At 66.4% G+C, this 24,454-nt stretch carries 28 protein-coding genes, 1 tRNA gene and 1 other RNA gene; 20 read left to right on the top strand and 10 right to left on the bottom strand.

Features of this window, described 5'->3' with window-relative positions; translation table 11 throughout:
• Positions 1-33: 33 nt before the first annotated feature.
• From ACZZZN_RS07965 to dapF, 13 genes are all read left to right on the top strand, one after another.
• On the top strand, positions 34-528 hold the full coding sequence (locus tag ACZZZN_RS07965) for an N-acetyltransferase family protein (protein WP_463504626.1): 495 nt from the start codon (positions 34-36) through the stop codon (positions 526-528).
• Positions 529-610: 82 nt separating this feature from the next.
• Positions 611-3,334 (top strand): FtsK/SpoIIIE family DNA translocase, encoded by a 2,724-nt coding sequence (locus tag ACZZZN_RS07960; protein ID WP_463504625.1) that lies wholly within the window; start codon positions 611-613, stop codon positions 3,332-3,334.
• Positions 3,334-3,909 carry a CDP-diacylglycerol--glycerol-3-phosphate 3-phosphatidyltransferase gene (gene pgsA, locus ACZZZN_RS07955; RefSeq protein WP_463504624.1) on the top strand — a complete coding sequence of 192 codons (576 nt, stop codon included), beginning with the start codon at positions 3,334-3,336 and terminating at the stop codon, positions 3,907-3,909. Before ACZZZN_RS07960 ends, pgsA begins: the two co-directional genes overlap by 1 nt.
• A complete protein-coding gene (locus ACZZZN_RS07950; protein ID WP_463504623.1) occupies positions 3,906-4,388 on the top strand; it encodes a CinA family protein in 483 nt (160 codons plus the stop codon). The genes pgsA and ACZZZN_RS07950 overlap by 4 nt, the downstream gene beginning before the upstream one ends.
• Positions 4,389-4,529: 141 nt before the next feature.
• The gene (locus ACZZZN_RS07945) at positions 4,530-4,838 is read left to right on the top strand and encodes a helix-turn-helix domain-containing protein (protein ID WP_463504621.1); all 309 of its coding nucleotides are present in this window, start codon (positions 4,530-4,532) and stop codon (positions 4,836-4,838) included.
• Between the two features lie 21 nt (positions 4,839-4,859).
• Positions 4,860-5,084: a DUF3046 domain-containing protein gene (locus tag ACZZZN_RS07940; protein ID WP_463504620.1), complete on the top strand. Its 225-nt coding sequence runs from the start codon at positions 4,860-4,862 to the stop codon at positions 5,082-5,084.
• 266 nt (positions 5,085-5,350) lie between these two features.
• Positions 5,351-6,394 carry a recombinase RecA gene (gene recA / locus ACZZZN_RS07935; RefSeq protein ID WP_463504619.1) on the top strand — a complete coding sequence of 348 codons (1,044 nt, stop codon included), beginning with the start codon at positions 5,351-5,353 and terminating at the stop codon, positions 6,392-6,394.
• A 2-nt stretch (positions 6,395-6,396) separates the two neighbouring features.
• On the top strand, positions 6,397-7,272 hold the full coding sequence (locus ACZZZN_RS07930; protein WP_463504618.1) for a regulatory protein RecX: 876 nt from the start codon (positions 6,397-6,399) through the stop codon (positions 7,270-7,272).
• 64 nt (positions 7,273-7,336) lie between these two features.
• Complete coding sequence (gene miaB / locus ACZZZN_RS07925) at positions 7,337-8,884, top strand: tRNA (N6-isopentenyl adenosine(37)-C2)-methylthiotransferase MiaB (RefSeq protein WP_463504617.1); 1,548 nt, start codon at positions 7,337-7,339, stop codon at positions 8,882-8,884.
• Positions 8,881-9,804 carry a tRNA (adenosine(37)-N6)-dimethylallyltransferase MiaA gene (miaA, locus tag ACZZZN_RS07920; RefSeq protein ID WP_463504616.1) on the top strand — a complete coding sequence of 308 codons (924 nt, stop codon included), beginning with the start codon at positions 8,881-8,883 and terminating at the stop codon, positions 9,802-9,804. Before miaB ends, miaA begins: the two co-directional genes overlap by 4 nt.
• 57 nt (positions 9,805-9,861) lie before the next feature.
• Positions 9,862-10,398, top strand: a complete 537-nt coding sequence (locus ACZZZN_RS07915) for a dihydrofolate reductase family protein (protein ID WP_463504615.1) — start codon at positions 9,862-9,864, stop codon at positions 10,396-10,398.
• Between the two features lie 16 nt (positions 10,399-10,414).
• Entirely contained in the window at positions 10,415-10,855 is a 441-nt protein-coding gene (locus ACZZZN_RS07910) for a GNAT family acetyltransferase (RefSeq protein ID WP_463504614.1), read from the top strand.
• A gap of 22 nt (positions 10,856-10,877) precedes the next feature.
• A complete protein-coding gene (gene dapF, locus ACZZZN_RS07905; RefSeq protein ID WP_463504613.1) occupies positions 10,878-11,750 on the top strand; it encodes a diaminopimelate epimerase in 873 nt (290 codons plus the stop codon).
• Between the two features lie 66 nt (positions 11,751-11,816).
• Here dapF and ACZZZN_RS07900 read toward each other — a convergent pair whose 3' ends face one another.
• Positions 11,817-12,470, bottom strand: coding sequence for a class I SAM-dependent methyltransferase (locus ACZZZN_RS07900; protein WP_463504612.1), 654 nt, complete (start codon positions 12,468-12,470; stop codon positions 11,817-11,819).
• A gap of 68 nt (positions 12,471-12,538) precedes the next feature.
• Here ACZZZN_RS07900 and hflX point away from each other — a divergent pair, with 68 nt between their 5' ends.
• On the top strand, positions 12,539-14,050 hold the full coding sequence (gene hflX, locus ACZZZN_RS07895; protein WP_463504611.1) for a GTPase HflX: 1,512 nt from the start codon (positions 12,539-12,541) through the stop codon (positions 14,048-14,050).
• A 6-nt stretch (positions 14,051-14,056) separates the two neighbouring features.
• Here hflX and ACZZZN_RS07890 read toward each other — a convergent pair whose 3' ends face one another.
• A complete protein-coding gene (locus ACZZZN_RS07890) occupies positions 14,057-14,725 on the bottom strand; it encodes an SIMPL domain-containing protein (RefSeq protein WP_463504610.1) in 669 nt (222 codons plus the stop codon).
• A 144-nt stretch (positions 14,726-14,869) separates the two neighbouring features.
• Here ACZZZN_RS07890 and ssrA point away from each other — a divergent pair.
• Positions 14,870-15,239: a transfer-messenger RNA gene (gene ssrA / locus ACZZZN_RS07885) on the top strand.
• A 102-nt stretch (positions 15,240-15,341) separates the two neighbouring features.
• On the opposite strand, the gene ACZZZN_RS07880 is transcribed toward ssrA, so the two are convergent.
• From ACZZZN_RS07880 to ACZZZN_RS07870, 3 genes are all read right to left on the bottom strand, one after another.
• Entirely contained in the window at positions 15,342-16,040 is a 699-nt protein-coding gene (locus ACZZZN_RS07880) for a transposase (protein WP_463504609.1), read from the bottom strand.
• Positions 16,041-16,238: 198 nt separating this feature from the next.
• Positions 16,239-16,808: a hypothetical protein gene (locus ACZZZN_RS07875; RefSeq protein WP_463504608.1), complete on the bottom strand. Its 570-nt coding sequence runs from the start codon at positions 16,806-16,808 to the stop codon at positions 16,239-16,241.
• 20 nt (positions 16,809-16,828) lie between these two features.
• Positions 16,829-17,626 carry an inositol monophosphatase family protein gene (locus tag ACZZZN_RS07870; protein ID WP_463504607.1) on the bottom strand — a complete coding sequence of 266 codons (798 nt, stop codon included), beginning with the start codon at positions 17,624-17,626 and terminating at the stop codon, positions 16,829-16,831.
• A 147-nt stretch (positions 17,627-17,773) separates the two neighbouring features.
• On the opposite strand from ACZZZN_RS07870, the gene ACZZZN_RS07865 reads away from it, so the two are divergent.
• Positions 17,774-17,846, top strand: a tRNA-Lys gene (locus ACZZZN_RS07865).
• 101 nt (positions 17,847-17,947) lie between these two features.
• Positions 17,948-18,358 (top strand): hypothetical protein, encoded by a 411-nt coding sequence (locus tag ACZZZN_RS07860; protein WP_463504606.1) that lies wholly within the window; start codon positions 17,948-17,950, stop codon positions 18,356-18,358.
• A 6-nt stretch (positions 18,359-18,364) separates the two neighbouring features.
• Here ACZZZN_RS07860 and ACZZZN_RS07855 read toward each other — a convergent pair whose 3' ends face one another.
• The 4 genes from ACZZZN_RS07855 to ACZZZN_RS07840 are packed head-to-tail and all read right to left on the bottom strand — an operon-like array spanning position 18,365 to position 21,390.
• Complete coding sequence (locus ACZZZN_RS07855) at positions 18,365-18,838, bottom strand: YbaK/EbsC family protein (RefSeq protein ID WP_463504605.1); 474 nt, start codon at positions 18,836-18,838, stop codon at positions 18,365-18,367.
• 50 nt (positions 18,839-18,888) lie between these two features.
• On the bottom strand, positions 18,889-20,115 hold the full coding sequence (locus ACZZZN_RS07850; RefSeq protein ID WP_463504604.1) for an MFS transporter: 1,227 nt from the start codon (positions 20,113-20,115) through the stop codon (positions 18,889-18,891).
• Positions 20,112-20,549 carry a MarR family winged helix-turn-helix transcriptional regulator gene (locus ACZZZN_RS07845; protein WP_463504603.1) on the bottom strand — a complete coding sequence of 146 codons (438 nt, stop codon included), beginning with the start codon at positions 20,547-20,549 and terminating at the stop codon, positions 20,112-20,114. The genes ACZZZN_RS07850 and ACZZZN_RS07845 overlap by 4 nt, the downstream gene beginning before the upstream one ends.
• Before the next feature lie 52 nt (positions 20,550-20,601).
• Positions 20,602-21,390 carry an IclR family transcriptional regulator gene (locus ACZZZN_RS07840; RefSeq protein ID WP_463504602.1) on the bottom strand — a complete coding sequence of 263 codons (789 nt, stop codon included), beginning with the start codon at positions 21,388-21,390 and terminating at the stop codon, positions 20,602-20,604.
• Between the two features lie 104 nt (positions 21,391-21,494).
• Here ACZZZN_RS07840 and ACZZZN_RS07835 point away from each other — a divergent pair, with 104 nt between their 5' ends.
• The 3 genes from ACZZZN_RS07835 to ACZZZN_RS07825 are packed head-to-tail and all read left to right on the top strand — an operon-like array spanning position 21,495 to position 24,138.
• A complete protein-coding gene (locus tag ACZZZN_RS07835) occupies positions 21,495-22,268 on the top strand; it encodes a CoA transferase subunit A (protein ID WP_463504601.1) in 774 nt (257 codons plus the stop codon).
• A gap of 1 nt (position 22,269) precedes the next feature.
• On the top strand, positions 22,270-22,917 hold the full coding sequence (locus tag ACZZZN_RS07830) for a CoA transferase subunit B (protein WP_463504600.1): 648 nt from the start codon (positions 22,270-22,272) through the stop codon (positions 22,915-22,917).
• A gap of 18 nt (positions 22,918-22,935) precedes the next feature.
• Complete coding sequence (locus tag ACZZZN_RS07825; protein WP_463504599.1) at positions 22,936-24,138, top strand: acetyl-CoA C-acetyltransferase; 1,203 nt, start codon at positions 22,936-22,938, stop codon at positions 24,136-24,138.
• Positions 24,139-24,142: 4 nt separating this feature from the next.
• Here the strand turns inward: ACZZZN_RS07825 and ACZZZN_RS07820 are convergent, their stop codons facing one another.
• The gene (locus ACZZZN_RS07820) at positions 24,143-24,418 is read right to left on the bottom strand and encodes a hypothetical protein (protein ID WP_463504598.1); all 276 of its coding nucleotides are present in this window, start codon (positions 24,416-24,418) and stop codon (positions 24,143-24,145) included.
• Positions 24,419-24,454: the final 36 nt, after the last annotated feature.

Below are 24,454 nucleotides of genomic sequence, written 5' to 3'. Positions count from 1 at the left end.
CCGGCTGTAACTCGCGCAGCGTAGGCTCTGGACATGTCCGACGCCTACTCGATCAGGCCCGCCGCCCAGGCCGACGGGAGCTTCCTCGGCGACATGGTCGTCGAGGCGGCGAACTGGCGTTCGGGCGGAGCGAGGGCTCGTCACGAGATCCTCACGACGACCGAGCATCTCCGGTACATCACCGGGTGGATGCGCCCCGCGGATGCGGGCTTCGTCGCCGTCGACTCCGATGACAGGCCGATCGGGGCCGCCTGGTACCGGATGCTGTCCCAAGACGACCCGGGGTTCGGTTTCGTCGGTACGGCGGTGCCGGAGCTCATCATCGGCGTGCAGCCGATCTGGCGTGCGCACGGTGTCGGTCGCACCCTGCTCCGCAGGCTCGTGGTCCACGCGGGAGAGCAGGGGCATCCGCGCATCAGCCTGAGCGTCGAACACGACAACTTCGCGCGGACGCTCTACCGGTCGGAGGGGTTCGTGGTCACGGACATCGGGGAGGTCCGCGACACCATGGTCCACCGGATGTCCTGAGCGGCGACGTCGGTCCTGGCGAAGAGTCCGGAATGCCGCGTCATTGCGGGGCTTTGTCGGCGGCTGGCCGTAACGTGAGAGCATGGCCAGGAGTTCCACGAAGTCAGCGCGCGCGTCCGAGAGCGCCACGCCTCGCCCGAAGAGGCAGGCTGCTCCGAAGACCCAGGCTGCGCCGAAGAAGTACATCGACGAACTCGACCGGCCCCCGGTGGCGGTGCGTGCATGGACCGGTCTCGCCCACGGCGTGGGCGGCCTGTTCCGTGCCTTCGGCCCGGAGACCCTCGAGAAAGACGACCGTCGCGACGGATTCCCGTTGCTTCTCGTCATGCTCGCGGTCGCCGGTGCCGTCAACGAGTGGTTCTTCATCGGCAATGAGGTGGCCACCAACATCAGCGCATACTCGGTGGGGCTTCTCATCGGTCGTATGGCGTTCATCTTCCCCGTGCTGCTGCTCTTCCTCGCGGGGTGGCTGTTCCGGCACCCGTCGTCCGTGCACGACAACGGCCGGATCGGCATCGGCTTCGGTCTGCTCATGGTCACACTCGCCGGGTTCTGCCACATCGCCGGGGGCCTGCCACAGCCGCAGGAGGGCATGGTCGCATTGAGCGCCGCCGGCGGACTGTTCGGGTGGATCATCGGCCAGCCGTTGAGCTATCTGACCACGATTCCGGCGTATATCGTGCTCTCGCTGCTGGCGGTCCTCAGTCTGCTGATCCTCACGAAGACTCCGCCGAACCGCATCGGGCAGCGACTCGGCGACCTCTACACGTGGATGTTCGACGCCGAGCGGGTCGAGAAGCCCGCGAAGGACGCCGCGGCCATCGATGAGTCCGACAAGGTCGACGATCCCGATGTGCTGCCGTGGTGGCGACGCAACAGAACGGGTCGTGAAGAGGATCCCGACGAGGGCACCCTCGGCTCCGACGACATCACCGCGCTCCTCACCACGACCGACGCGACCCCTGCCTACGACCAGGCGGTCACGGTCGTGAACCCGGCGGTGGGCTCCGACGCCGCCACCGAGGTGCTGTCCGATGTGCGCTCAGTGACCGATGCGCTGGCGGAGCAGCAGTCCACGGCGCTGTTGGACGACGAGTCGGACACCGGTGAGATGCCCGAGCTGCCGGGGCTCGACGGGTTCGGTACCGACGGGCCGGGGGAGCGCGGCCCGCAGGCGCCGGTCGCGCCCTATATCCTTCCCTCTCCTGGCGTTCTCGCCGAGGGGCCACCGTCCGTTGCCCGATCAGAGGCCAACGATCGGATCGTCGAGCAGATCACGAGTGTGCTGTCGCAGTTCAACGTCGACGCCAAGGTCACGGGTTTCTCTCGCGGGCCGACGGTCACGCAGTACGAGGTCGAGGTGGGTCACGGCGTCAAGGTCGAGAAGATCCTCCAGCTCAGCAACAACTTCGCGTATGCCGTCGCCTCGAACGACGTGCGCATCCTCTCGCCGATCCCCGGCAAGAGCGCGATCGGCATCGAGATCCCGAACACCGATCGTGAGACGGTGGCGCTCGGAGATGTGCTTCGCTCGCAGGCGGCACTGAAGAACACGCACCCGCTGACGATCGGCGTCGGGAAGGACGTCGGCGGTAACTTCGTGACGGCCAACCTCGCGAAGATGCCCCACCTCCTGGTCGCCGGATCCACCGGATCCGGAAAGTCGAGCTTCGTCAACTCGATGATCACCAGCCTCCTGATGCGCGCCCGTCCGACCGATGTCCGGATGGTGCTCATCGACCCGAAGCGCGTGGAGCTCACCAGCTACGCCGGAGTCCCGCACCTGATCACCCCCATCATCACGAACCCCAAGAAGGCCGCCGAGGCGCTGCAATGGGTCGTGAAGGAGATGGACATGCGGTACGACGACCTCGCGTCCTTCGGCTTCCGTCACATCGACGACTTCAACCGCGCTGTGCGTGCGGGGGAGGTCGAGGTTCCGGTCGGGAGCGAGCGAGTGCTCAAGCCGTACCCGTATCTGCTCGTCGTCGTCGACGAGCTCGCCGACCTGATGATGGTCGCCCCTCGCGATGTCGAGGACTCGATCGTCCGCATCACCCAGCTCGCCCGAGCGTCCGGGATCCACCTGGTTCTCGCGACTCAACGACCCAGCGTCGACGTCGTCACCGGCCTCATCAAGGCCAACGTTCCCTCTCGCCTCGCTTTCGCTGTGACCAGCGTCACCGACAGCCGAGTGATCCTCGACAGTCCCGGTGCCGACAAGCTCATCGGCCAGGGAGACGCGCTGTTCTCTCCCATGGGCTCGTCGAAGCCCTTCCGTCTGCAGGGCGCATGGGTCGATGAGAAGGAGATCGACGCGGTCGTCAAGCACGTCACGCGTCAGGCGCGTCCTGATTACCGGTCCGACGTGGCCGAGGCTATGGAGCCGGCCAAGAAGAAGGAAGTCGACGAAGACATCGGCGATGACCTGGAGCTTCTGCTCGCTGCCGCCGAGCTCATCATCTCGTCGCAGTTCGGCTCCACCTCGATGCTCCAGCGCAAGTTGCGTGTCGGCTTCGCGAAGGCGGGGCGCCTGATGGATCTCCTCGAGTCGCGCGAGATCGTCGGTCCCTCCGAGGGATCGAAGGCGCGCGACGTGCTGGCGACCGTCGAGCAGCTCCCACAGGTGATGGCGAAGCTCCGCGGAGATGATGCTCCGGCGAAGCCGGCTGCGGAAGCCGCTCAATCGGCCACTGCTGCGGGCACACCGCACGATCCGGTCGAAGCACAGTTCCAGGGGCTGCCGGTGGTCGAGGCCGACGGAGACGGCGACGAAGACGCCTGGGGATTGACGGGGCGCGACTGATGGCGATTCCCCGGCAGCTCCCCAACGCGATCACGGTCGCGCGCATCCCGCTCGCGGTGATCTTCTTCGTCCTGCTCCTCATCGGCGGAACCTACGGCGCAGACGACCTCGTGATGCGGTGGGTCGCGGCGGTGCTCTTCATCATCGCCATCTCGACCGACTGGGTCGACGGCTACCTCGCTCGCAGATACGACATCGTCAGCGACTTCGGCAAACTCTGGGATCCGATCGCTGACAAGTTGCTCACCGGCGCGGGATTCGTGGGTCTCGCGGTGCTGGGCGAACTGAACTGGTGGCTGGTCATCGTGATCCTCGTCCGCGAGGTCGGCATCACCGTCCATCGCCTCATGGTGGCGAAGGAACACGTCGTCGCGGCAGCCTGGATGGGAAAGGTGAAGACGGCGGTGCAGGGAGTCGCACTCTCCTGGGCACTTCTCCCACTGCATGTTCTCATCGGTCTCGAGCCCTGGATCATCGTGACGACGCTCCTGATGATCGTCGTGCTGATCCTGACGGTCGCGAGCGGGATCGACTACATCGTCGCGCAGGTGCGAGGGTCTCGGCAGCCGTCGTGACCGCCGCCTCGGAGGCTCTCGGTGGGTTGATCGCGCGCGGATGGACGCTCGGTGTGGCGGAATCCCTGACGGGCGGTGCCGTCGCGGCCGAGATAGTCTCCGTCCCCGGGGCGTCTGCGGTGTTGCTGGGTGCGGTGGTGGCCTACGCGACCCCCGTGAAGGGCAGTCTGCTCGGGGTCGATGCCGACCTCCTGTCCGCGTATGGTCCGGTGCACCCTGAGGTCGCCCGACAGATGGCCGACGGTGTTCGGCGCGCGGTGAGCGTCGACGGGCGTCCCGCAGACGTCGGGGTAGCGACGACCGGGATCGCCGGACCGGAGTCGCCCGACGGTCAGCCGGTCGGCACGGTGCACATCGCCGTCGTGACGCCGACCGCATCCGTGACCGAGCCCCACACGTTCCCCGGCGATCGTGCAGCGATCCGCGCACAGGCCGCCGACGCAGCGCTCGCTCTGCTCATTCGAGTCGTCAGGGAATAGTCGGGCCATGAGTTCCGTTGTCATCGATGTGCTCACACCGAAAGCACAGCGTGCGAAGGTAGATTTTGTGAAGGTCGGTAGGACTAGACTGGCGATCTCCTTGGGGGAGACCTCGAGAAGACGATCTGGGAGGAGGTTCCGATGATTCTTGTACGACAGGAAATCGGCGATGTGCTGAGGGACTTCCGCCTGCAGAAGGGGCGTACGCTCCGGCAGGTCGCAAGCAAGGCCTCTGTGGCGCTCGGCTACCTCAGCGAGGTGGAGCGGGGCCAGAAAGAGGCATCGAGTGAGATCCTCGCCTCTGTGGCGGATGCACTCGACGTGCCCATCTCGATCATCATGCGCGAAGTCGGAGATCGCATCTCCGTCCTCGAGGGCATCCAGGTGTTCCCAGACGTCGTGCCCGACGATCTGGTCGCCTCGATCGAGCCCGAGCTCACGCTCCACTGATCGGCGAGGTTCCCGCTCTTCATGCGTCGCAGTGAATTCCTCCGCGCCGTCGATGCGGAGTTCGGAGGGCGCGGCTCATCTCTGGTCAGCGATCTCATCCTGACGCAGCTCTCCGGCCGGACGGCCGACGAGGCTCTGGATGCCGGCTACCCGCCGCGCGACATCTGGCTCGCACTGTGTGCTGAGACGGATGTGCCGATCGAGCGCCGTCATGGCGCCGGGCGCCTCGAGCCTCGCAAGAAGTGACTGCCTGACGCGTTCGATGTGTTCGGTATGACGACACGCTGATGCGGCGTGTCGTCGAATATGTGTTCGAAACGGGCGTAGTCTTCTGCACAAGTGGTTCAGAGGTCTCGTCATCCCGAATCTGTGGTTGCCGGCGACGTAATGTCGGTGGCTCCTCGTACGGTGAAGACAAGCCGAACAGCCATACGCCTTGTCGGAGAGTTCCGCCCAACCGGGAGGACCGCGACAGCCTACAGGCGGCACCACGCGAGCATTAGGAGCACGTCATGCCATCACCCGCTGACCGCGAGAAGTCCCTCGAGACCGCACTCGCTCAGATCGATCGTCAGTTCGGAAAGGGCTCGGTCATGCGACTGGGCAGCGACGAGCGCGCACCCGTCGCCGTCATCCCGACCGGCTCCATCGCCCTCGACGTCGCCCTCGGCGTCGGTGGTCTTCCGCGTGGCCGCATCGTCGAGATCTACGGCCCTGAGTCGTCCGGAAAGACGACGCTCACCCTGCACGCCATCGCGAACGCTCAGCGTGCCGGCGGTATCGCCGCGTTCATCGACGCCGAGCACGCGCTCGACCCCGACTACGCGGCCAAGCTCGGAGTCGACATCGACGCGCTTCTGGTCTCGCAGCCCGATACGGGTGAGCAGGCTCTCGAGATCGCGGACATGCTCGTGCGCTCCGGCGCCATCGACCTCATCGTGATCGACTCCGTCGCGGCTCTCGTGCCGCGTGCTGAGATCGAGGGCGAGATGGGTGATTCGCACGTGGGTCTGCAGGCACGACTCATGTCGCAGGCACTGCGAAAGCTGACCGGTGGGCTCAACCAGACCAACACCACGATGATCTTCATCAACCAACTGCGCGAGAAGATCGGTGTGTTCTTCGGATCGCCCGAGACCACCGCCGGTGGCAAGGCGCTGAAGTTCTACGCGTCTGTCCGAATGGACATCCGTCGCATCGAGACGCTGAAGGACGGCACGGACGCGGTCGGAAACCGTACTCGCGTCAAGGTCGTCAAGAACAAGATGGCGCCGCCGTTCAAGCAGGCAGAGTTCGACATCCTGTACGGCGTCGGCATCTCCCGCGAGGGAAGCCTGATCGACTTCGGCGTGGAGCACGGCATCGTCAAGAAGTCGGGGTCCTGGTACACCTACGACGGCGATCAGCTCGGACAGGGAAAGGAGAACGCGCGATCGTTCCTCCTCAAGAACCCGGACGTCGCTTTGGCGATCGAGACACAGATCAAGCAGAAGCTCGGAATCGGCGGCGCCACTGAGGCTCCTGCCGACGAGCTCGCTGAGCGTCGCCCGGCCTGACCATGGTCGATCGTGAAGGCGGGGGCGAGTCCGAGCGGCTCGCTCCCGTCATCCCGCTCTTCGGCGCGCCATCACCGGGCACCGCCGAGGTGCCGGGGGTGCGGCCGCGACCCGGAGCCGGTGACGAGCGCGGGCAGTCCGAGCTCGTCGCCGACGCTGCGGCGTGGCGTTCCACGTGGAGTGGTGGCGCCTCCAGCACGCGAGGAGTCGCTCCGCGGGCGGATTCGTCGAACGCTGCATCCGACGGATCTCCGAGCGACAGGCACCCGGCCCGAGGCGGGACGAAGTCCGCACCACGTCTGCGCGCGCTGCAGATCGAGGACGAGCCTGCGGTCGACGACGATGCACCGAGTCCGGACCAGCTCCGAGAATCAGCGGAAGAGCTGCTCGTTCGCAAGCTGCGCACTCGCTCGCTCTCGATCTCAGAGGCACGTCTTGTGCTCCGAGGATTCGAGAGAGATGGCGCACGACTCGAGACCGCGCAGATCGACGATGTTCTCGATGAGTTCTGTCGGCGCGGATACCTCGATGACCACGTCCTCGCAGAACAGCTGATCAGCGCAGGAGTCGAACGCAAAGGTCAAGGACGAGTGGCATTGTCCCGAGCGCTCGCACAGCGCGGCATCACCCGAGATGTGATCGACTCCGCGCTCTCGGAGCTTCCCGATGATGACGCTGCGCGCGCTCTGGATTTCGCACGAACCAAGGCATCATCGCTGGCTCGCCTCGATCACGACACGGCGCTTCGTCGTCTCGTCGGTCAGCTCGCTCGGCGCGGGTACAACGGGGGCATTGCGATGTCTGCAGCGAAGACGGCTCTCGGCGAGAACACGCGTGGCCGACCGACAGCAGGCGTGCGGTTCATCGAGTCGGACTGACGGTTTCGACGCGGACATCGGGCCAGGGCCGTCGCATCGGCGGTCGCTCGTAGAATGGACCATCATGAGTATTCCGCGCAGTGAACCGACGATCATCACATCGTCGTCAGCAGCAGTCGATCTCGACGGGCGCCAGCGCTCGTATGAGGTACGCACCTTCGGCTGCCAGATGAACGTCCATGACTCCGAACGGCTGTCGGGCTCGCTCGAGAGCGCCGGGTACATCCGCGCGACTGCCGGCGACGAGGCCGACGTCGTGATCATCAACACATGCGCCGTGCGCGACAACGCCGCAGGCAAGCTCTATGGCACCCTCGGTCAGCTGGCGTCCGTGAAACGTCGCAAGGAGGGGATGCAGATCGCGGTCGGTGGTTGTCTGGCACAGATGGACAAGCAGGCTGTGATCGACAAGGCGCCCTGGGTCGACGTGGTCTTCGGCACGCACAACATGGGTTCGCTTCCGGGGCTTCTCGAACGTGCGCGCCACAACGGTGAGGCTGAACTCGAGATCCTCGAATCGCTCGAAGTCTTCCCCTCGACTCTGCCGACGAAGCGCGAGTCTGCGCACAGCGGCTGGGTGTCGATCTCCGTCGGGTGCAACAACACCTGCACGTTCTGCATCGTGCCGAGTCTTCGCGGCAAGGAGAAGGACCGTCGTCCCGGTGACATCCTCAACGAGATTCGCCTCCTCGTCGACGACGGTGCGATCGAGGTCACGCTGCTCGGTCAGAACGTCAACTCGTATGGCGTGGAGTTCGGTGATCGCCAGGCGTTCGGAAAGCTGCTGCGTGCCGCGGGGGAGATCGAGGGGCTGGAACGCATCAGATTCACCAGTCCGCACCCAGCGGCCTTCACCGACGACGTCATCGACGCCATGGCTGAGACGCCCAGCGTCATGCCGCAGTTGCACATGCCGCTGCAGTCGGGCAGCGACCGCATTCTCAAGGCGATGCGCCGTTCGTACCGGAGCGAGAAGTTCCTCGGTATTCTCGACCGCGTTCGCGACCGGATCCCGAACGCTGCCATCACCACGGACATCATCGTCGGCTTCCCCGGCGAGACCGACGAGGACTTCGAGGACACGATGCGGGTGGTGGAGCAGGCGAGGTTCGCCAGCGCCTTCACATTCCAGTACTCGATTCGAGAAGGCACCCCCGCCGCGGTGATGGAGGATCAGGTTCCGAAGGCAGTCGTGCAGGAACGGTACAACCGCCTTCTCGCGCTGCAGGAGCGCATTTCTCTCGAGGAGAATCAGCGGCAGGTCGGTCGCGAGGTCGAGCTCATCGTCTCGACAGGCGAGGGGAAGAAGGACACCGAGACGCACCGTCTCACCGGCAGGGCTCAGGACAATCGGCTGGTGCACTTCGAGGTGACGCCGGGGTCGGCGATGCCGCGTCCGGGCGATGCCGTCACCGTGACCATCTCGCATGGCGCGCCCTTCCATCTGCTCGCAGACGATCCGACGGGTGCTCCGCTGCGGATCCGCCGCACTCGGGGCGGGGATGCCTGGGATCGCGGTCAGGCCGAGTCCTGCGCGGTGCCGACGTCGAGTGCCGACGGGGCGCCGCGGGCGGTGTCGCTCGGGCTGCCGACGCTTCGCGTGGGCGTGTGACCGAGGCGCCTCTTCAGCCGCGCCTGTGGGCGGTCGTCGGCGCGACAGGAACAGGCAAGAGCGACCTCGCTCTCGATCTCGCTGAGGCGCTGCGCGACCGCGGCAACCCGGCCGAGATCGTCAACGCCGATGCCATGCAGCTGTACCGAGGCATGGACATCGGGACTGCGAAGCTCCCCGAGGACGAACGTCGGGGAATCCCTCATCATCTCTTCGATGTCCGCGGAGTCGACCAGGAAGCAGCGGTGGCGTGGTACCAGCCGTTGGCCCGCGCCGCCGTCGCCGACATCCAGGCGCGAGGTGGCGACGCGATCCTCGTGGGAGGCTCCGGTCTGTATGTCTCGAGCGTCATCTACGACTTCTCGTTCCCGCCTCGAGACGCCGCGATCCGTGAACGGCTCGAACGTGAGATGGACTCGCAAGGCATCGATGCCCTGCTCGAACGGCTTCGGGCGCTGGATCCCGTCACGGCCGCGCGCGTGGACCCTCGCAACGGACGCCGAGTGATCCGTGCACTCGAGGTGCTCGAGCAGGGGAGCACGACGCATGGTGCCGTGTTGCCTGACCGTCCGGCCCTCTGGCAGGCCAGTACGCGCATCGTCGGTCTCCATCTCGATCGCGCTGAGCTCGTCGACCGACTCGACCGCCGAGTCGAGCACATGTGGCAGGCGGGTCTCGTCGCGGAGGTCGAATCGCTCCGCGCCCACGGGCTCGAGCAAGGTGTGACGGCCCAGCGCGCGATCGGGTACGCACAGGCGCTCGCGCAGCTCGAGGGTCGCCTCAGCCCCGACGAGGCCATCGCTGAGACTCAGGCACTCACGCGCCGCTATGCGCGACGCCAGGTCTCGTGGTTCAAGCGATACCCGGAACTCGCCTGGCACGACGTGCCGATCCGCGTCGGCGACCTTCTCGACGCCTGAGAGCACTTGAGCGGCGACTGCTCGCCCGATGTCGGTGGCAGGTGGGAGTCTGGAGGCATGGGCACCCACTACTACACGGCATCGAGCCTCGACGGCTTCATCGCGACGACCCAGCACTCCCTCGACTGGCTGCTGAAGCAGCAGATCGATCAGGACGGCCCCATGGCCTATCCGTCCTTCGAGAAGAACGTCGGTGCGCTGGCCATGGGAGCGTCGACCTTCGAGTGGGTGATGCGTCACGAAGACGGCCGTTGGGGCTACACCCAACCCACGTGGGTCTTCACACATCGAGACATCGAGATCCCTCCCGGGGCTGACGTGCGTCGCGCAGAGGGCGACGTCGCGACGCTGCACAGCGAGATGGTCGACGCCGCCGAGGGAAAGGACCTCTGGGTCGTCGGAGGCGGCGATCTCGCGGGCCAGTTCGCCGACGCCGGGCTCCTCGACGAAGTGTGGGTGCAGTACGCACCTGTCACCCTCGGAGCCGGAGCGCCACTTCTGCCGCGCGCGCTCGACCTCGAACTCCTCGAGGTGGCTCGCAACAGCGACTTCATGTGCGGCCGCTACCGAGTGGTCCGGGACGTGAACCTCTGAATCTAGACTCGGAGAGATGAGCTGGACGATCCGCGCCTTTGACCGAACCGACACCGATGCGGTGGTGACGCTGTGGACAGATGCCGGCCTCACCCGGCCGTGGAACGACCCCCGGCTCGACATCGAGCGCAAGCTCTCCGTGCAGCCGGAACTCTTCCTGGTCGCGGAGCCTGATGAGGGAAGCTCCGGCCCGTCCATCGTCGGAAGCGTCATGGCCGGATACGACGGTCACCGCGGCTGGCTCTACTATCTCGCCTCGTCCTCGTCGCATCGTGGCCGCGGAGTCGCCCGTGCGCTGGTGGAGGAGGCAGAGCGCCTACTCCTCGCGATGGGCTGCCCCAAGGTGCAGCTGATGATCCGCGAGGGCAACGAGAGCGTCCTCGGCTTCTACGAGGGCCTCGGCTACGAGCAGTTCACCGTGTCGAACACCGGCAAGCGCCTCGTGCTCGACGCCTGACGACAATCCCTAGACTGGTCGCATGGTCGCATTCACCAAAGGACACGGCACCGGCAACGATTTCGTGATCATCGCCGACCCCGATGGCGCGCTCGATCTGAGCGCCGAGCAGGTCGCCGTGTTGTGCGATCGCCATTTCGGCATCGGGGCCGACGGCATACTCCGGGTCGTGCGATCGACGGCGATCGCTGAAGGACGGGCCGCGCTCGACGAAGAGCCGAATGCGGAGTGGTTCATGGACTACCGCAACGCCGACGGCTCGATCGCCGAGATGTGCGGTAACGGCATCCGCGTCTTCGCTCACTACCTCGTGCGCTCCGGCCTCGCATCGATCGAACCGGGAACCACCCTGCCGATCGGAACCCGCGCGGGTGTGCGCGATGTGACTCGCAGCGAGACCGGCTACCAGGTCGATCTCGGGCTGTGGAAGCTCTCGGGTGACGACCCTCTCGTGACGACCGAGGGGTTGGAGGTCACCCGTCCGGGCCTCGGTATCGACGTCGGAAACCCGCACGTCGTGGTGGCACTCGCCTCGGACGTCGAACTCGCATCGCTCGAGTTGCACCGTGCGCCCGAGCTCGAGCCGCACCTGCCCGCGGGGGCGAATGTCGAGTTCGTGGTGCCGGGGGAGCCGCTCGTCCGTGACGGTATCGGCCACGTGCGCATGCGAGTATCCGAACGAGGCGTCGGGGAGACCCTGAGCTGCGGAACCGGCGTCGCGGCGACCGCTCTCGCTGTTCGGTATTGGGCGGGGGAGCAGGCGCCGAACCACTGGCGAGTCGAGGTCCCAGGCGGCACCCTCGGAGTTCGGATGTTCCCGGCGGAAGATGGCGAGCACGTCGCACTGTCGGGCCCCGCGCAGCTGGTGTTCAGCGGCGAGGTCGACCTGATCTGACGACGGATGCCGGAGCTGCCGAATCGGTGATCCGCGAGAGCGCCCCGCGGAGCGATCGGCTTGCGATCAGGATTCGAGTCCTGCGAGCGCGATCGGTTCCGTCGGAGGGGATCCGTGCTTGCGGACCTTCAGCACCCGGTAGCCCTTCGCCGTGGCGGTACGGTGCACGCTGAAACCCGGCTGGAAGGTCGCGGCGATCCACCGCTGCAAGGAATCCGCGCCCAGGTTGCGCTGGACCACGAGCCATGCGTCGCTGCGCTCATCGAGCCTCGGGATCCACTTCTCGAGCAGACCATGCAGTTCGCTCTTTCCGACGCGGATCGGGGGATTCGAACGGATGGTGCGGAATGTCAGGCCTTCGGGAACATCTCCGGGCAGTGAGGCGTTGACATTGTCGAGGCCCAGCGCCTTCGCGTTGCGCCGGACGAGGTCGAGAGCACGTTCGTTGACATCGACGGCCCAGACGGCGGCGTGGGGCGATGCAAGAGCCATCGACAGCGTGATGGGACCCCATCCGCTGCCGAGGTCGAGAAGATTGCCACCCGGCGGGACAGGCGGCATGTTGGCGAGTAGGACGGCAGTACCGGCATCCAGCCGATCCGGGCTGAAGACGCCACCAGCAGTTGTGACGTCCAGCTCACGGCCTGCGAGCGTCACACGGAGCGAACGCAGGTTCTCGGGGCTTGCCGGGGCCGCGGTGAAGTAATGGTCGGACCCCATACCGTGAGCGTAGCGGACAGTGCGGGCTAAGGTTAAGGCTCGCAACAAAACCCAGAGACAAGGACCGGATGACGGACAGCACCACACCCACCACTGACGACGGAGCGGTCGAGCGCGTGCTCGCGAACGCGGAGAAGCGTACGGAGGCCCGTGTGTTCGGGTCTGCTCAGGCGCTTCAGGACGCGTCCACAGCGTCGCACGCCTCCTCAGACGGTGACCAGTGGGATCTTGAAGACCGACACGCATTGCGGCGTGTCGGTGGTCTGTCGACCGAGCTCGAAGACGTCACCGAAGTCGAGTATCGCCAGCTTCGACTCGAGAACGTCGTGCTCGTGGGGGTGTATCCGCAGGGTGCTCAGGAAGATGCCGAGAACTCGCTGCGTGAGCTCGCCGCGCTCGCGGAGACCGCAGGCGCCGTCGTTCTCGACGGAGTGCTGCAGCGTCGTCCTCACCCCGACGCCGCGACGTACATCGGTCGCGGTAAGGCGCAGGAGCTCAAGGACATCGTCGCAGCGACCGGCGCAGACACCGTGATCGCGGACACCGAGCTCGCGCCGAGCCAGCGACGTGCTCTCGAGGACGTGGTGAAGGTCAAGGTCATCGACCGGACCACGGTGATCCTCGACATCTTCAGCCAGCACGCGAAGAGTCGTGAGGGCAAAGCGCAGGTCGAGCTCGCTCAGCTCGAGTACCTGCTCCCGCGCCTGCGTGGCTGGGGTGACTCGATGAGCCGTCAGGCCGGTGGCCAGGTCGGTGCCGGTGGGGCCGGTATGGGTTCGCGTGGTCCCGGTGAGACGAAGATCGAACTCGATCGTCGACGCATCCGCACCAAGATGGCTCTACTGCGGCGTCAGATCCGCGACTTCGGCCCGGCACGCGAAGCCAAGCGAGCCGAGCGCAAGCGCAACACAATTCCGTCCGTCGCCATCGCCGGTTACACCAACGCCGGCAAGTCCAGCCTCCTCAACGCGCTCACGAGCGCCGGGGTGCTCGTCGAGAACGCGTTGTTCGCGACTCTGGATGCCACGGTGCGCCGCTCGGAGACCTCAGATGGTCGCGTGTACACGCTCACCGACACCGTCGGCTTCGTGCGCAACCTTCCGCATCAGCTCGTCGAGGCGTTCCGCTCGACGCTCGAAGAGGTCGGCGAGGCAGATGTCGTGCTGCACGTGGTCGATGGTTCGCACCCGGATCCCGCTGGTCAACTGCAGACCGTGCGCGATGTGATGGGCGACGTCGGTGTGCGCGACATGCCGGAACTCGTCGTGTTCAACAAAGCAGACCTGATCGACGAGGGGGAGCGGCTCGTTCTCCGCGGCCTCGAGCCCACCGCACACTTCGTCTCGTCCCGCTCGGGCGAAGGCGTGGAGGAGCTCCGAGCAGCCATCGAGGAGGCTCTTCCGAAGCCTGCGGTCGAGGTGCATGCGGTGGTTCCTTATGACCGCGGTGACCTGGTCGCAGCGATCCATGAGACCGGGATGCTGCTGTCCGTCGAGCACAGCGAGGACGGCACTGTCGTTCATGCTCGGGTGTCCGAGCGTCTGGCCGCGGACCTCGCTCCGTATTCAGAGGACGCCTGAGCCGGCTCAGCGGGCGAGGAAGCGCGCCTCGACGGTCGCGGAGATGACGATCTCGTCTGGTTCGTACTCCATCGAGGCGTTGCCTGCGTCTGACTCCTGAAGCATCGCCCCTCGCATCTTCGCCATGCCGGTGAACGGCTGGGCGGGGGTGGGCGCGATCAGTCCGACATCGGCGATCTCCACTGGGACGACGGTGCCGAGTCCGAGCGCCGTGGCGTACGCCTGCGCGCGCGTCACGGCCACTCCGACCGCAGCCGCCGCGACCTCGCGTTCGATCCGTGAGCTCGTCTCGGTCGTGAGATGCCAGTTGACCCATCCGACCTCGACTCCTTCCCACGGCGATACGTCCGACACCCAGAGCGAGAGCTCGGATGCCTCGGTGAACGTCGCGGTCAGGTCGATGCTCGCGTAATAGACGGGGGCGAGACGCTTGCCCTCGTTGTTCCACGGGTGCTCGGCCCGCACCGACAGTCGCTTGCTCGACCAGTCGACGACGACGCCCGTGTCGTGTCGCGAGGTGATGCTGTCGCGGACGGGTTCAGTCAGTCGCATCACCCGATCGACCACCGATGCACGTTCCGGCCCCTCCGCGCGGACGCTGACACGGATGGTCGCGCGCTCCGGCGCTACCCGCGCCTCGTGCTCGCCGCGGACGGTGACGGTGACTTCGCTCATGGGGCGACTCTACGCCAGCGCTTCCGCGTCACCGCGGAATGGCGAAGGTGCGACGAACGTTGTAAGCTGTGATGCTCGGGTACCTCGGTTCCCGAAGTTGGAAACTCCATAGTGTGACAGCGGCTCCTTCGAAAGAGGGACCACGGGGCTGATCGGTTTCGACAGCGCCTGTGAATCCACGAGAAGCGGGCCGAGGATGCAGAGTTATCTCGTAAACGCTCTCTGCAAAAAAATAGTTGCCGAAACCAAGCGCAACGACTTCGCCCTCGCTGCATAAGCGAGCCCGATAGTCCGTCAGGCCGTATGTGATTCCGATACGGATCCTGGCGTCATCTAGGAATCTTGCTGCGTGATGGCGTCTGGACGTCACGTGGGACTCTTCCCAGGCTGGGCTTGTCGACTTAGGTGTCTGTGACAAAGGTCGGAGCCGAGTAGAACGTCTGCACAGACTGCGCCCGGAGAAGGCGTGGAGACTCAGCGTTGGACGGGGGTTCGATTCCCCCCAGCTCCACCAGGTCGCTGTCACAGTGGTCAAGCCCCCGTGCGATCGTCTCAGACGATCGCACGGGGGCTTTCCTGTGCCCGCCGTGCATGACGTGACGGAACCCTGTCGAAGTCAGTCGAGCTTCTCGAGGGTGTCTTCCGCTCGGCTCAGGTCACCCTGCGCGTCGACGAGCCGATCGGCTGCCACGTGCCGTGTCTCCTCGGCGCGTTCCACCGCATGGCGTGACAGCTCCGTGTCATGTCTCACCGCGGCGAGCTCCTTCTCCAGGTCCGCCGCACGAGACGTCAGCGCGTCAGCGTCGCGGAGGGCTTCCCGATGTCTGCGCTCGGCCACCGCTGCATCCTCCGCGGCTCGCTCACGCCTCCTCTGCGCGTCTCGCAGCGCTCGCTCTGCGTCGCGTCGTCGTCGACGGGCGGTGACCTCATCGATCGGTCGATCTGTGCGTGCCGAGGACGCGGGCGGGCCGCCGCCGATGATCGTCTCCAGAGCCGCCGAGAAGGTGCCCTGAGGTTCGAGGGCCCGGACGAGACGCCCGGACGACACCGCAGCAGCGGCATCCTCGTCGAAGAACGCCGCGGTCAGGGTCTGCTGCACCGAATCGCGGGTGGCATCCGTGACGCGCTCGCCTCGTGTCTCGGCGAGGTCGGCAGCCGCGGCAGCCAGTCGCGCTGTCAGCGCGCGCCGATCCCGACCGAGCCGGCTGAGCGCGCGGGCGTCCAGGTCGTCCTGCGCCTCCCGCAGCTGTTCGGCCAACTCGAGAGCTTCGGCGAGCTGTTCCCCCGTTCGGCGGCGAAGACGTTCACGACCCATGCGGCGACCGAAGGCTTGCGGAGTTCTCGGATCTCGGCTGCGAGCGCAGCATCAGTCGCCGCGCTGGCATGCCTGTTCCGTGCCGAGACGAAATCTTCGAGCGAGCCGGCGTACAGCTCCGAGGCGATCTGCGTCAACGAGAGCGCTCGTGTCATGACTGCGACACTACCGTCGCTCGTCCGGCGACGTCCGCGCGCGCTAGCCCGCCCAGTCGATGAGGATGAGTCCCTCGCGGGTGTCGGCGAACTTCACCCACCCGTCTCCGAAGAGATAGGTCATTCCGTACCCCGCTTCGTCCGTGCCCAGTGAGGGAGGATCCTCGGTGATGTAGATGCCGTCAGGGCCGTCTTCACGGGTCCATCCCTGGGTCAGCAGTGACGCCTGCGCGCGAGCGGCATCCTCGGGTGTGATCCGTGACCACCCGTACAGCTGGCCGTGGTCCGATGCGACCGAATAGTCGGCCCAGAAGCACAGGAGTCCGTCGGACATGGTGACGTCGCCGATCACGAACTCCTCTTCTTGTTCGAATGACCAGCCCACGTCGGTGAGCGCTTCGACGGTGCCCTCCGAGATCATCGTGTCGCACGTCGGCAATGACTGAGTGGTCTGGGGAGACGGAGTGGCCACGGGCTGCGTGGACGCTGTGTCCGACGGCCTCGGAGCCTCGGGGGAAGGCGTCGCCGTGTCGGGTGCGGATGCGGAGCACCCGACCACAGCGATCGCCAACAGCAGTGCGCCGATGGCGGTCGAAATGATGCGGGGGGTCATCGGTGGCCTTCGTGGTGAGATCAGTCGTGCAGCAGTGCGAGGAATGCCTCGTGCAACGTGCCGTTACTGGCGAGTGTCGACAGATCGGAGATCGTCTCGGCGCCGTCGAAGCCGGTCATGCGACCTCCCGCTTCGCGCACGATCGGCACAGCGGCCGCGATGTCGTACTCCTTCACGCCGAACTCGGCGACCATGTCGAGGCGCCCTTCTGCGAGGAGCATGTACGCATAGATGTCGCCGTACGCACGATCCCGCCACACTCGATCAGCGAGAGTCAGCAGCTGCGGGAGTCGTCCGGCGTCGGCCCACTGCGTGATGCTCTGGAAACTGACGCTGGCGTCGTCCAGCGACGTCACCGCAGACGTGTGAAGTCGACGGGGCCCGTCGTCGGTCGCAGTCCATGCTCCCGAGCCCGTCGACGCCCACCACCGTCTTCCGAGCGCGGGCATGCTCACGACGCCCACCTGCGGCACTCCGTCGATCGCGAGCGCGATCATCGTGCCCCACAGCGGAACGCCGCGAAGGAAGTTCGCCGTACCGTCGATCGGATCGATGATCCACTGGCGCTCGGTACTGCCTTCCGCGCCGAACTCCTCTCCGAAGATTCCGTCGTCCGGACGCTCGATCGCGAGTATCTCGCGGATGGCGCGCTCGGTCGCGAGGTCGGCATCCGTGACGTGCGATCGATCCGCCTTCGTGGAGATCTTCAGGTCGGCACTGTCAAACCGCGGCAGCGACTGGGCGTCGGCGGCGTCTGCGAGACGGCGCGCCAGCGCGAGATCCGGGGACAGGTCTGCGGTGCGTGTGGAGGCGGTCACCAGTTCAGGATAACCGCCCGGAATCTCCTGACCCGCTGCCTCGGAAACGAGGCGACACGCGCGGCGCACGTCGATGTGCCGCCCCGATTTCGTCTCGACGTGATCGGCTGGTAATGTAATTCCTCGGCCGGGGAATTCCCGGGCCACGCACCTCTAGCTCAATCGGCAGAGCAACTGACTCTTAATCAGTGGGTTCTCGGTTCAAGTCCGAGGGGGTGCACGGATCAGCCCTGATGACTCTCGCCAGTCATCGGGGCTCTTCTGCATCTGTCCAGACCTCGAGCGTTGCGCTAGCGTGATGCCAACGCTTGGGGGACGGCGATGCGCGATACGGGGAGAGCAGCGGCGACCGCGCTGGCTGCCATTCTGCTCGTGGCGGGGCTCGGCGGGTGCGGCGCGACGGTCGAGAAGCACGTCGACCATACGGCCTCGTCAGTGTCGCTCGGGCTCGGCGAGGTGCTGATCGTCGATTTCGGCGAGGTGAACACCACGGTCGGCGACTCGTGGGTCCTCACGCGAGAGCCGGACCCCACCGTCCTGGGGGAAGGCGATGAGCGCAATCGCTACCTGGGGGACGACGGCGAGACCGGTGCGCCGAGTGACGTGAGCTACCGATTCGCTGCGATCGGTGGCGGGACGACCGTGGTTCGCTTCGACTTCCACTTCCGCGGTTCGGTGCCGGAAGATCCGCAGGATCGCCGCTCCGCCGAGATCGCCGTCACGGTGAAGTGAACCCGCTCAGACCACTGCGATGACGGTGCCGTTCGTGAGTTCCTGCAACTCGATGAACGTCAGCGGCATGACCGTATGTGGGTGCCCTGCGGCTGCCCAGATCTGATCGGGGGCGTTCAGGGCTTCGTCGATGAATGTGGGGAGAGGCGCAGGGTGCCCGACGGGCGCCACGCCGCCGATCGCCTGACCGGTGGCTTCGCGCACGACGGATGCGGGTGCCATCGTCACTTCCTGTGCTCCGATGCCGGCCGAGAGAGTGCGGAGGTCGACACGGTGGCCGCCGCTCGTCATCACCAACACGGGGGAGCCGTCGGCGAGAAAGACCAGGCTGTTCGCTATCGCCGCCAGATCGCATCCGATGGCCGCTGCTGCCTCAGCTGCGGTCCGGGCGGAGTCGGGGAGTACGCGGATCTCAGCGCGGATCCCTGCCTCGTCGAGATGCTGCTGCACGAGCCTGCTGCGTTCGGGGAGGGCGGTCATCGCCCCACCGTATCGAACGTCAGCAGGCTCGTCCGCTGCATACGTCGTGGTCAGGCGGCGTCACCCAGAAGGATCGCCTCGGCGTCTTCCGCAGCCACATCCTCTGGCTCGTCGTCGATGTGCGCGAGCACCCGGCGTCCGAAGAAGATGACGGCTGCGGCGATGAGGACAGCGGCGGCCGCGACCAGATAAGGGATGGTCGCGCTGAAGGCGTGCCACAGGGCGGCCGCCAGCGGCGGCGCGACCGCTCCGCCCAGGAATCGCACTGAGGAGTATGCCGACGAGGCGACGGAGCGCGGCAGGTCGGTCGCCTCCATCACCGCTTCGGTGAGCACGGTGTTCATGATGCCGAGCAGCAGTCCGCCGATCACGATGCAGGTGACGAGGGCCGGCGCGGACTCGACCAGCAGACCCGCGACGACGAGGTCGATGGCGAGGAGGGGCAGGACCATCAGGATCACTCGGGTGCGCGACATCCGGCGCATCAGAAGGGGAGCGACCCACACGCTCGTGACCGCGAGGGCGACGCCCCAACCGAAGAAGGTGAAGCCGATCCCCATCGCACCGAAGCCGAGCGGGAACGGCGAGAACGCGAGCAGAATGAAGAAGCCGATGTTGTAGAAGAAGGCTGCTACGGCCAGGATCGCGAGAGCGGGGCGGCCGAGAGCCTTGAACGGCGCTGAGAACGGGACGGGCGTGCGGGGGCCCTCCGGGCCGCGGAGCAGCACGAGCACAGCCAGGAATGCGATCGCCATCAGCACGACGACCCCGAAGAACGGTGCGCGCCAACTCTGCTCGCCCAGGATGCCTCCGAGCAGCGGGCCGATGGCGATACCCAGGCCGAGCGCCGCCTCGTAGAGGATGATCGCCGCGCCGCTGCCTCCGGTCGCTGCGCCGACGATGGTGGCGAGCGCGGTCGAGATGAACAGCGCGTTGCCGAGTCCCCATCCGGCGCGGAAGCCGATGACTGCATCGACGCTACCGCTCAGGGCACAGAACAGGGCGAACACCACGATGAGCGCGAGTCCGATCAGCAGCGTCTTCTTCGCTCCGATGCGGCTCGAGATCCAGCTGGTCACCAGCATCGCGACACCGGTGACTGCGAGGTAGCTGGTGAACAGCAGCTCGGTCTCGAAGGGGCTGGCCTGCAACGACTCGGCGATCGCGGGCAGGATCGGGTCGACCAATCCGATACCCATGAATGCCACGACACATGCGAACGCGACCGCCCAGACCTGTGCGGGCTGCTTCCAGATGGATGTGGTGGTGCTTGTCACCGTTGTGCTCCTGTCGATTCGATTGCGGTGTGTGCGGCCAGGATCTCGGCTGCGCGGGTGAGGGCGCTCCAGTCGTCGTCGTCGAGGGCGGCGAAGCGGGGGGCGAGCGTGTCGCGGAACTCGGTGCGCCAGGCGGACAGCGCTTCGGAACCTGCCCCGGTGATCTCGACGGCGATCGCCCGTGAGTCCTCCGGCACGGGGGAGCGCAGCACGAACCCGTCCCGCTCGAGAGTGCCGATGAGCCTGGTCATGCCCGGCTGGGTCGTCCGAGCGGCGGCGGCGAGTTCGCCGACCCGTTTCGGTCCGGACTGTTCGAGGAGGTTGAGGATGCGCCACTGCGCGGCAGGGGCATCGTTCCCGGCGTCCTGGGCTGCGATGCGGCCCAGCGCATACCCGGACAGCACGAGTGACGGGATCACGTCGATACGGTTCATACCAAAAAGTATATACCTGCTGGTATGTAAAAGTGGTTCCCCGGGACGAGGTCTACCGTCGCGCCCCCGCAATGCGCGCGGACAGCTGGTGTGCGTGCGCGAGAAGGGTGCGGCCGAGATCCGGGAGGCGATCCGGTCCGAACCGGAACCCGACGCCTGTCAGGCTGAGTGCCCACTCCGGGCGTCCCGACCGATCGAACACCGCAGCACCGAGGCCCCAGCTGCCCTCGACGATGAGGCCCGGATTGACCGCGTACCCCCGTTCCTTCGTCTCGGCGAGGCGGGAGCGCAGCGGCCGGATGCCGTGGGATGCGCCCCAGTCCCGGTCGAGATCGGGATGGCGTTCGAGATAGGCGTCCACATCGTGGTCAGGAAGGAACGCCAGGATCGCCAGCCCCGCGCTCGCCACACCGAGGGGGAAGCGAACTCCTTCACTGAGCACGAACGAGCGGATGGGGAATGAGCCTTCTTCGCGTACCAGGCACACGGTCTCGTCCGCGCGTCGGACCGAGAGGAACGCGCTCTCCTCGGTCTTCACCGCGAGCGAACGCACGACGTCGCGCGCGAGAGCGGTGACGTCGTAGCGAGCGGCCGCCACGGTGCCCATGAGGAAGAGCTCGGGCCCGGGCATCCAGCGAGTGGATCCCTCGTCCCGGTCGACGAGTCCCTCGGCGCGAAGAGCGGAGAGGAGTCTGTGCACCGTGGATCGGGTGAGGCCGGATGCACGGGCGAGATCGTGCAGTGCCGCACCCTCGGATCCGCTCTGCGTGACGAGCCGCATCAAGGACGCAGCTCGGGAGATCGCCTGTGCGCCAGGCACGGTTCGGACTCGGGGTTCCATAATGTGGACGCTACCGATGGATCGAACCACATCGCAAGAGCGAAGTCGCGCGAGACGCGCGAAGGGCGGATGCTGGACGAAGGCGCGTCTTCGAAGGAGTACACGTGATCGACAAGCAGATGCCGTCGGCGGCGGACGCCGTGGCAGACATTCCCGACGGGTCATCCGTCGCGGTGGGCGGCTTCGGCCTGTCCGGCAATCCCATCGCCTTGATCGAGGCGATCCTTGCTCAGGGGACGACTGATCTCAGCATCGTGAGCAACAACTGCGGCGTCGATGATTGGGGGCTCGGGGTGCTTCTCGGCGCGCGAAGGATCCGCAAGATGACCTCGTCGTACGTGGGTGAGAACAAGGAGTTCGAGCGTCAGTTCCTCTCCGGGGAGTTGGAACTCGAACTGACTCCGCAGGGCACACTCGCGGAGAAGCTGCGCGCGGGGGGATCCGGCATCGCCGCGTTCTTCACGCAGACCGGCGTGGGCACTCAGGTGGCCGAGGGAGGGCTGCCGAGGCGGTATCACTCCGACGGCACGGTCGCCGTGGCATCACCGGTCAAGGACGTCCGTTCTTTCGATGTGGACGGCACTTCCCGCGACTATGTGCTCGAGGAGGCGATCACGACCGACTTCTCGCTGGTGCACGCAGTGGCGGGCGATCGCCACGGCAACCTGATCTTCAACAAGGCGGCGCGCAACTTCAACCCGCTTGCCGCGATGGCCGGGCGCGTGTGCATCGCCCAGGTCGAGCATCTCGTCGACGCCGGCGATCTCGACCCCGACCGTATCCACCTGCCGGGTGTGTACGTGCATCGGATCGTCGAGGTCGGCGGCGACATCACCAAGCGCATCGAACGGCGCACCGTCGCCGTGGAAGGAGCCTGAGATGGCGCTCACGCGTGACGAGATGGCGGCGCGCGCCGCCGCCGAACTCCAGGACGGCTCGTACGTGAATCTCGGGATCGGTCTGCCGACGCTCGTGCCCAATCACGTGCCGGATGGCGTCACTGTCGTACTGCAGTCGGAGAACGGCATCCTGGGTGTCGGGCCCTATCCCCGGGAGGAGGCGGTGGACCCTGACCTCATCAACGCGGGCAAGGAGACCGTCACCGTGCTCCCGGGAGCGGCGTTCTTCGATTCGGCGTTGAGCTTCGGGATGATCCGCGCGGGCAAGATCGATGCGGCGATCCTCGGAGCCATGCAGGTCTCGACCGCCGGTGACCTGGCGAACTGGATGATCCCCGGGAAGATGGTCAAGGGGCCGGGCGGGGCGATGGACCTCGTTCACGGAGCGGGCCGTGTGATCGTGCTCATGGAGCACGTCGCGAAGGACGGGTCGGCGAAGATCGTCGAGCAGTGCTCGCTGCCCCTCACGGGGCGTCGCGTGGTGGATCGGATCATCACCGACCTTGCGGTGATCGATGTGACCGACGAGGGTCTGGTGCTGGTCGAGACCGCACCCGGTGTCTCCGTCGAGCAGGTGGTCGCCGCGACCGAGCCGATGCTGATCGTGCATCGGGATCTTGAAGACTGACAGAGGGAGAATCTCGGGATGAGCGACATCACGCGTACTGCCGAACAAGACATCGTCATCGTCGCCGCTGCGCGAACGCCTCAGGGGCGCCTCAAGGGGCAACTGGCGAGCTTCACGGCACCCCAGCTCGGATCTTTCGCGATCCTCGGTTCGTTGGAGCAGGCGGGTGTCGACAGCACCGAGGTGGACGCGGTGATCATGGGGCAGGTGCTCGCTGCCGGATCCGGTCAGAACGCCGCTCGTCAAGCCTCGATCGGCGCAGGGATCGGGTGGGACGTGCCCGCGCACTCGGTCAACAAGGTCTGCCTGTCGGGCCTCACCGCGATCATCGATGCCGCACGCATGATCCGCGTGGGCGATGCCGAGGTCATCGTTGCGGGAGGGATGGAATCCATGACCCGAGCGCCCCACATGCTCATGGGATCCCGCGACGGATGGACCTATGGCAGCATCGAGGTCCTCGACCACATGGCCTTCGACGGGCTCACCGACGCCTACGACCGCGAGAGCATGGGAGCGTCGACGGAGCGCCACAACGCTCGGTACGAACTGACTCGCGAGGCGCAGGACGAGGTCGCCGCGCTCTCGCACCAGCGAGCGGCCGCCGCCCGATCGGCGGGGGTCTTCGATGACGAGGTCGTCGCGGTCGCGGTCCCGCAACGGCGTGGAGAGCCAGTCCTCGTGTCGGCTGACGAAGGCATCCGGCCAGACACCACCGTCCAGTCGCTGAGCGGCCTTCGGGCGGCGTTCGCGGAGGGCGGCTCGATCACCGCCGGCAACTCATCGCAGATCTCGGACGGCGCGTCGGCCGTCGTCGTGACGACGCGTGGCCGGGCCGAGGCGTCGGGATGGCCTGTGCTCGTGACCGTGGGCGCGAGCGGGCAGACCGCGGGACCGGACAATTCGCTGCAGGCGCAGCCGGCCCGTGCGATCGAGCGTGCGTGCAAGAAGCAGGGGATCTCGCCGACGGATCTCGATTTCGTCGAGATCAACGAGGCGTTCGGCGCGGTCGTGTCGCGATCGCAGGTCGAGCTCGGGATCACGAGCGACATCGTCAACATCCATGGCGGAGGAATCGCCATGGGTCACCCGATCGGGGCGTCGGGAGCGCGTCTGGTCGTGCACGTGGCGCACGAGCTCTCGCGTCGAGGCACGGGCGTGGCCGCGGTCGGCCTGTGCGGTGGCGGAGGTCAGGGCGAAGCGCTGATCCTCACACGCTGAGTCGTCAGCGCTTGATCGGCTTCACCTTCGCAGAGCGCTTGGCGTCCTTCTCCTGCTCCCGTTGCTGCTTCGCGTAGACGGGGGAGTCCGGGGAGACCGGGCGTCCATGCCTGGCGCGACGAGTGTCGACGACAGCGCCGATCGCGAGTGAGAGGCTGATCGCCCAGCTCACCCACGCGAGCGCCGAGCGCCAGGTGATCTTCGTGTCACGGGAGCCGCGGAGCAGAGTCACTCCGGTCATGACCGCGCCGATGAGTCCGGTACCCGAGAGGTAGTTCATGCCTTCACGCTACCCTCACCGACATCCATAGCGCCG

It is taken from the genome of Microbacterium sp. AC145, assembly GCF_979258505.1.
This window is presented reverse-complemented; position numbering and strand designations above follow the sequence as displayed.

Coding starts and splice junctions, on each gene's coding strand:
- ACZZZN_RS07910 (WP_463504614.1), top strand. CDS start 10,415: ATGAGCTGGACGATCCGCGCCTTTGACCGAACCGACACCGATGCGGTG.
- recA (WP_463504619.1), top strand. CDS start 5,351: ATGCCATCACCCGCTGACCGCGAGAAGTCCCTCGAGACCGCACTCGCT.
- ACZZZN_RS07820 (WP_463504598.1), bottom strand. CDS start 24,418: ATGAACTACCTCTCGGGTACCGGACTCATCGGCGCGGTCATGACCGGA.
- ACZZZN_RS07930 (WP_463504618.1), top strand. CDS start 6,397: ATGGTCGATCGTGAAGGCGGGGGCGAGTCCGAGCGGCTCGCTCCCGTC.
- ACZZZN_RS07855 (WP_463504605.1), bottom strand. CDS start 18,838: ATGACCGCCCTCCCCGAACGCAGCAGGCTCGTGCAGCAGCATCTCGAC.
- ACZZZN_RS07900 (WP_463504612.1), bottom strand. CDS start 12,470: ATGGGGTCCGACCATTACTTCACCGCGGCCCCGGCAAGCCCCGAGAAC.
- ACZZZN_RS07940 (WP_463504620.1), top strand. CDS start 4,860: ATGCGTCGCAGTGAATTCCTCCGCGCCGTCGATGCGGAGTTCGGAGGG.
- ACZZZN_RS07915 (WP_463504615.1), top strand. CDS start 9,862: ATGGGCACCCACTACTACACGGCATCGAGCCTCGACGGCTTCATCGCG.
- ACZZZN_RS07825 (WP_463504599.1), top strand. CDS start 22,936: ATGAGCGACATCACGCGTACTGCCGAACAAGACATCGTCATCGTCGCC.
- ACZZZN_RS07945 (WP_463504621.1), top strand. CDS start 4,530: ATGATTCTTGTACGACAGGAAATCGGCGATGTGCTGAGGGACTTCCGC.
- ACZZZN_RS07860 (WP_463504606.1), top strand. CDS start 17,948: ATGCGCGATACGGGGAGAGCAGCGGCGACCGCGCTGGCTGCCATTCTG.
- ACZZZN_RS07875 (WP_463504608.1), bottom strand. CDS start 16,808: ATGACCCCCCGCATCATTTCGACCGCCATCGGCGCACTGCTGTTGGCG.
- ACZZZN_RS07880 (WP_463504609.1), bottom strand. CDS start 16,040: ATGGGTCGTGAACGTCTTCGCCGCCGAACGGGGGAACAGCTCGCCGAA.
- ACZZZN_RS07840 (WP_463504602.1), bottom strand. CDS start 21,390: ATGGAACCCCGAGTCCGAACCGTGCCTGGCGCACAGGCGATCTCCCGA.
- ACZZZN_RS07830 (WP_463504600.1), top strand. CDS start 22,270: ATGGCGCTCACGCGTGACGAGATGGCGGCGCGCGCCGCCGCCGAACTC.
- hflX (WP_463504611.1), top strand. CDS start 12,539: ATGACGGACAGCACCACACCCACCACTGACGACGGAGCGGTCGAGCGC.
- miaB (WP_463504617.1), top strand. CDS start 7,337: ATGAGTATTCCGCGCAGTGAACCGACGATCATCACATCGTCGTCAGCA.
- dapF (WP_463504613.1), top strand. CDS start 10,878: ATGGTCGCATTCACCAAAGGACACGGCACCGGCAACGATTTCGTGATC.
- ACZZZN_RS07890 (WP_463504610.1), bottom strand. CDS start 14,725: ATGAGCGAAGTCACCGTCACCGTCCGCGGCGAGCACGAGGCGCGGGTA.
- pgsA (WP_463504624.1), top strand. CDS start 3,334: ATGGCGATTCCCCGGCAGCTCCCCAACGCGATCACGGTCGCGCGCATC.
- ACZZZN_RS07960 (WP_463504625.1), top strand. CDS start 611: ATGGCCAGGAGTTCCACGAAGTCAGCGCGCGCGTCCGAGAGCGCCACG.
- ACZZZN_RS07845 (WP_463504603.1), bottom strand. CDS start 20,549: ATGAACCGTATCGACGTGATCCCGTCACTCGTGCTGTCCGGGTATGCG.
- ACZZZN_RS07965 (WP_463504626.1), top strand. CDS start 34: ATGTCCGACGCCTACTCGATCAGGCCCGCCGCCCAGGCCGACGGGAGC.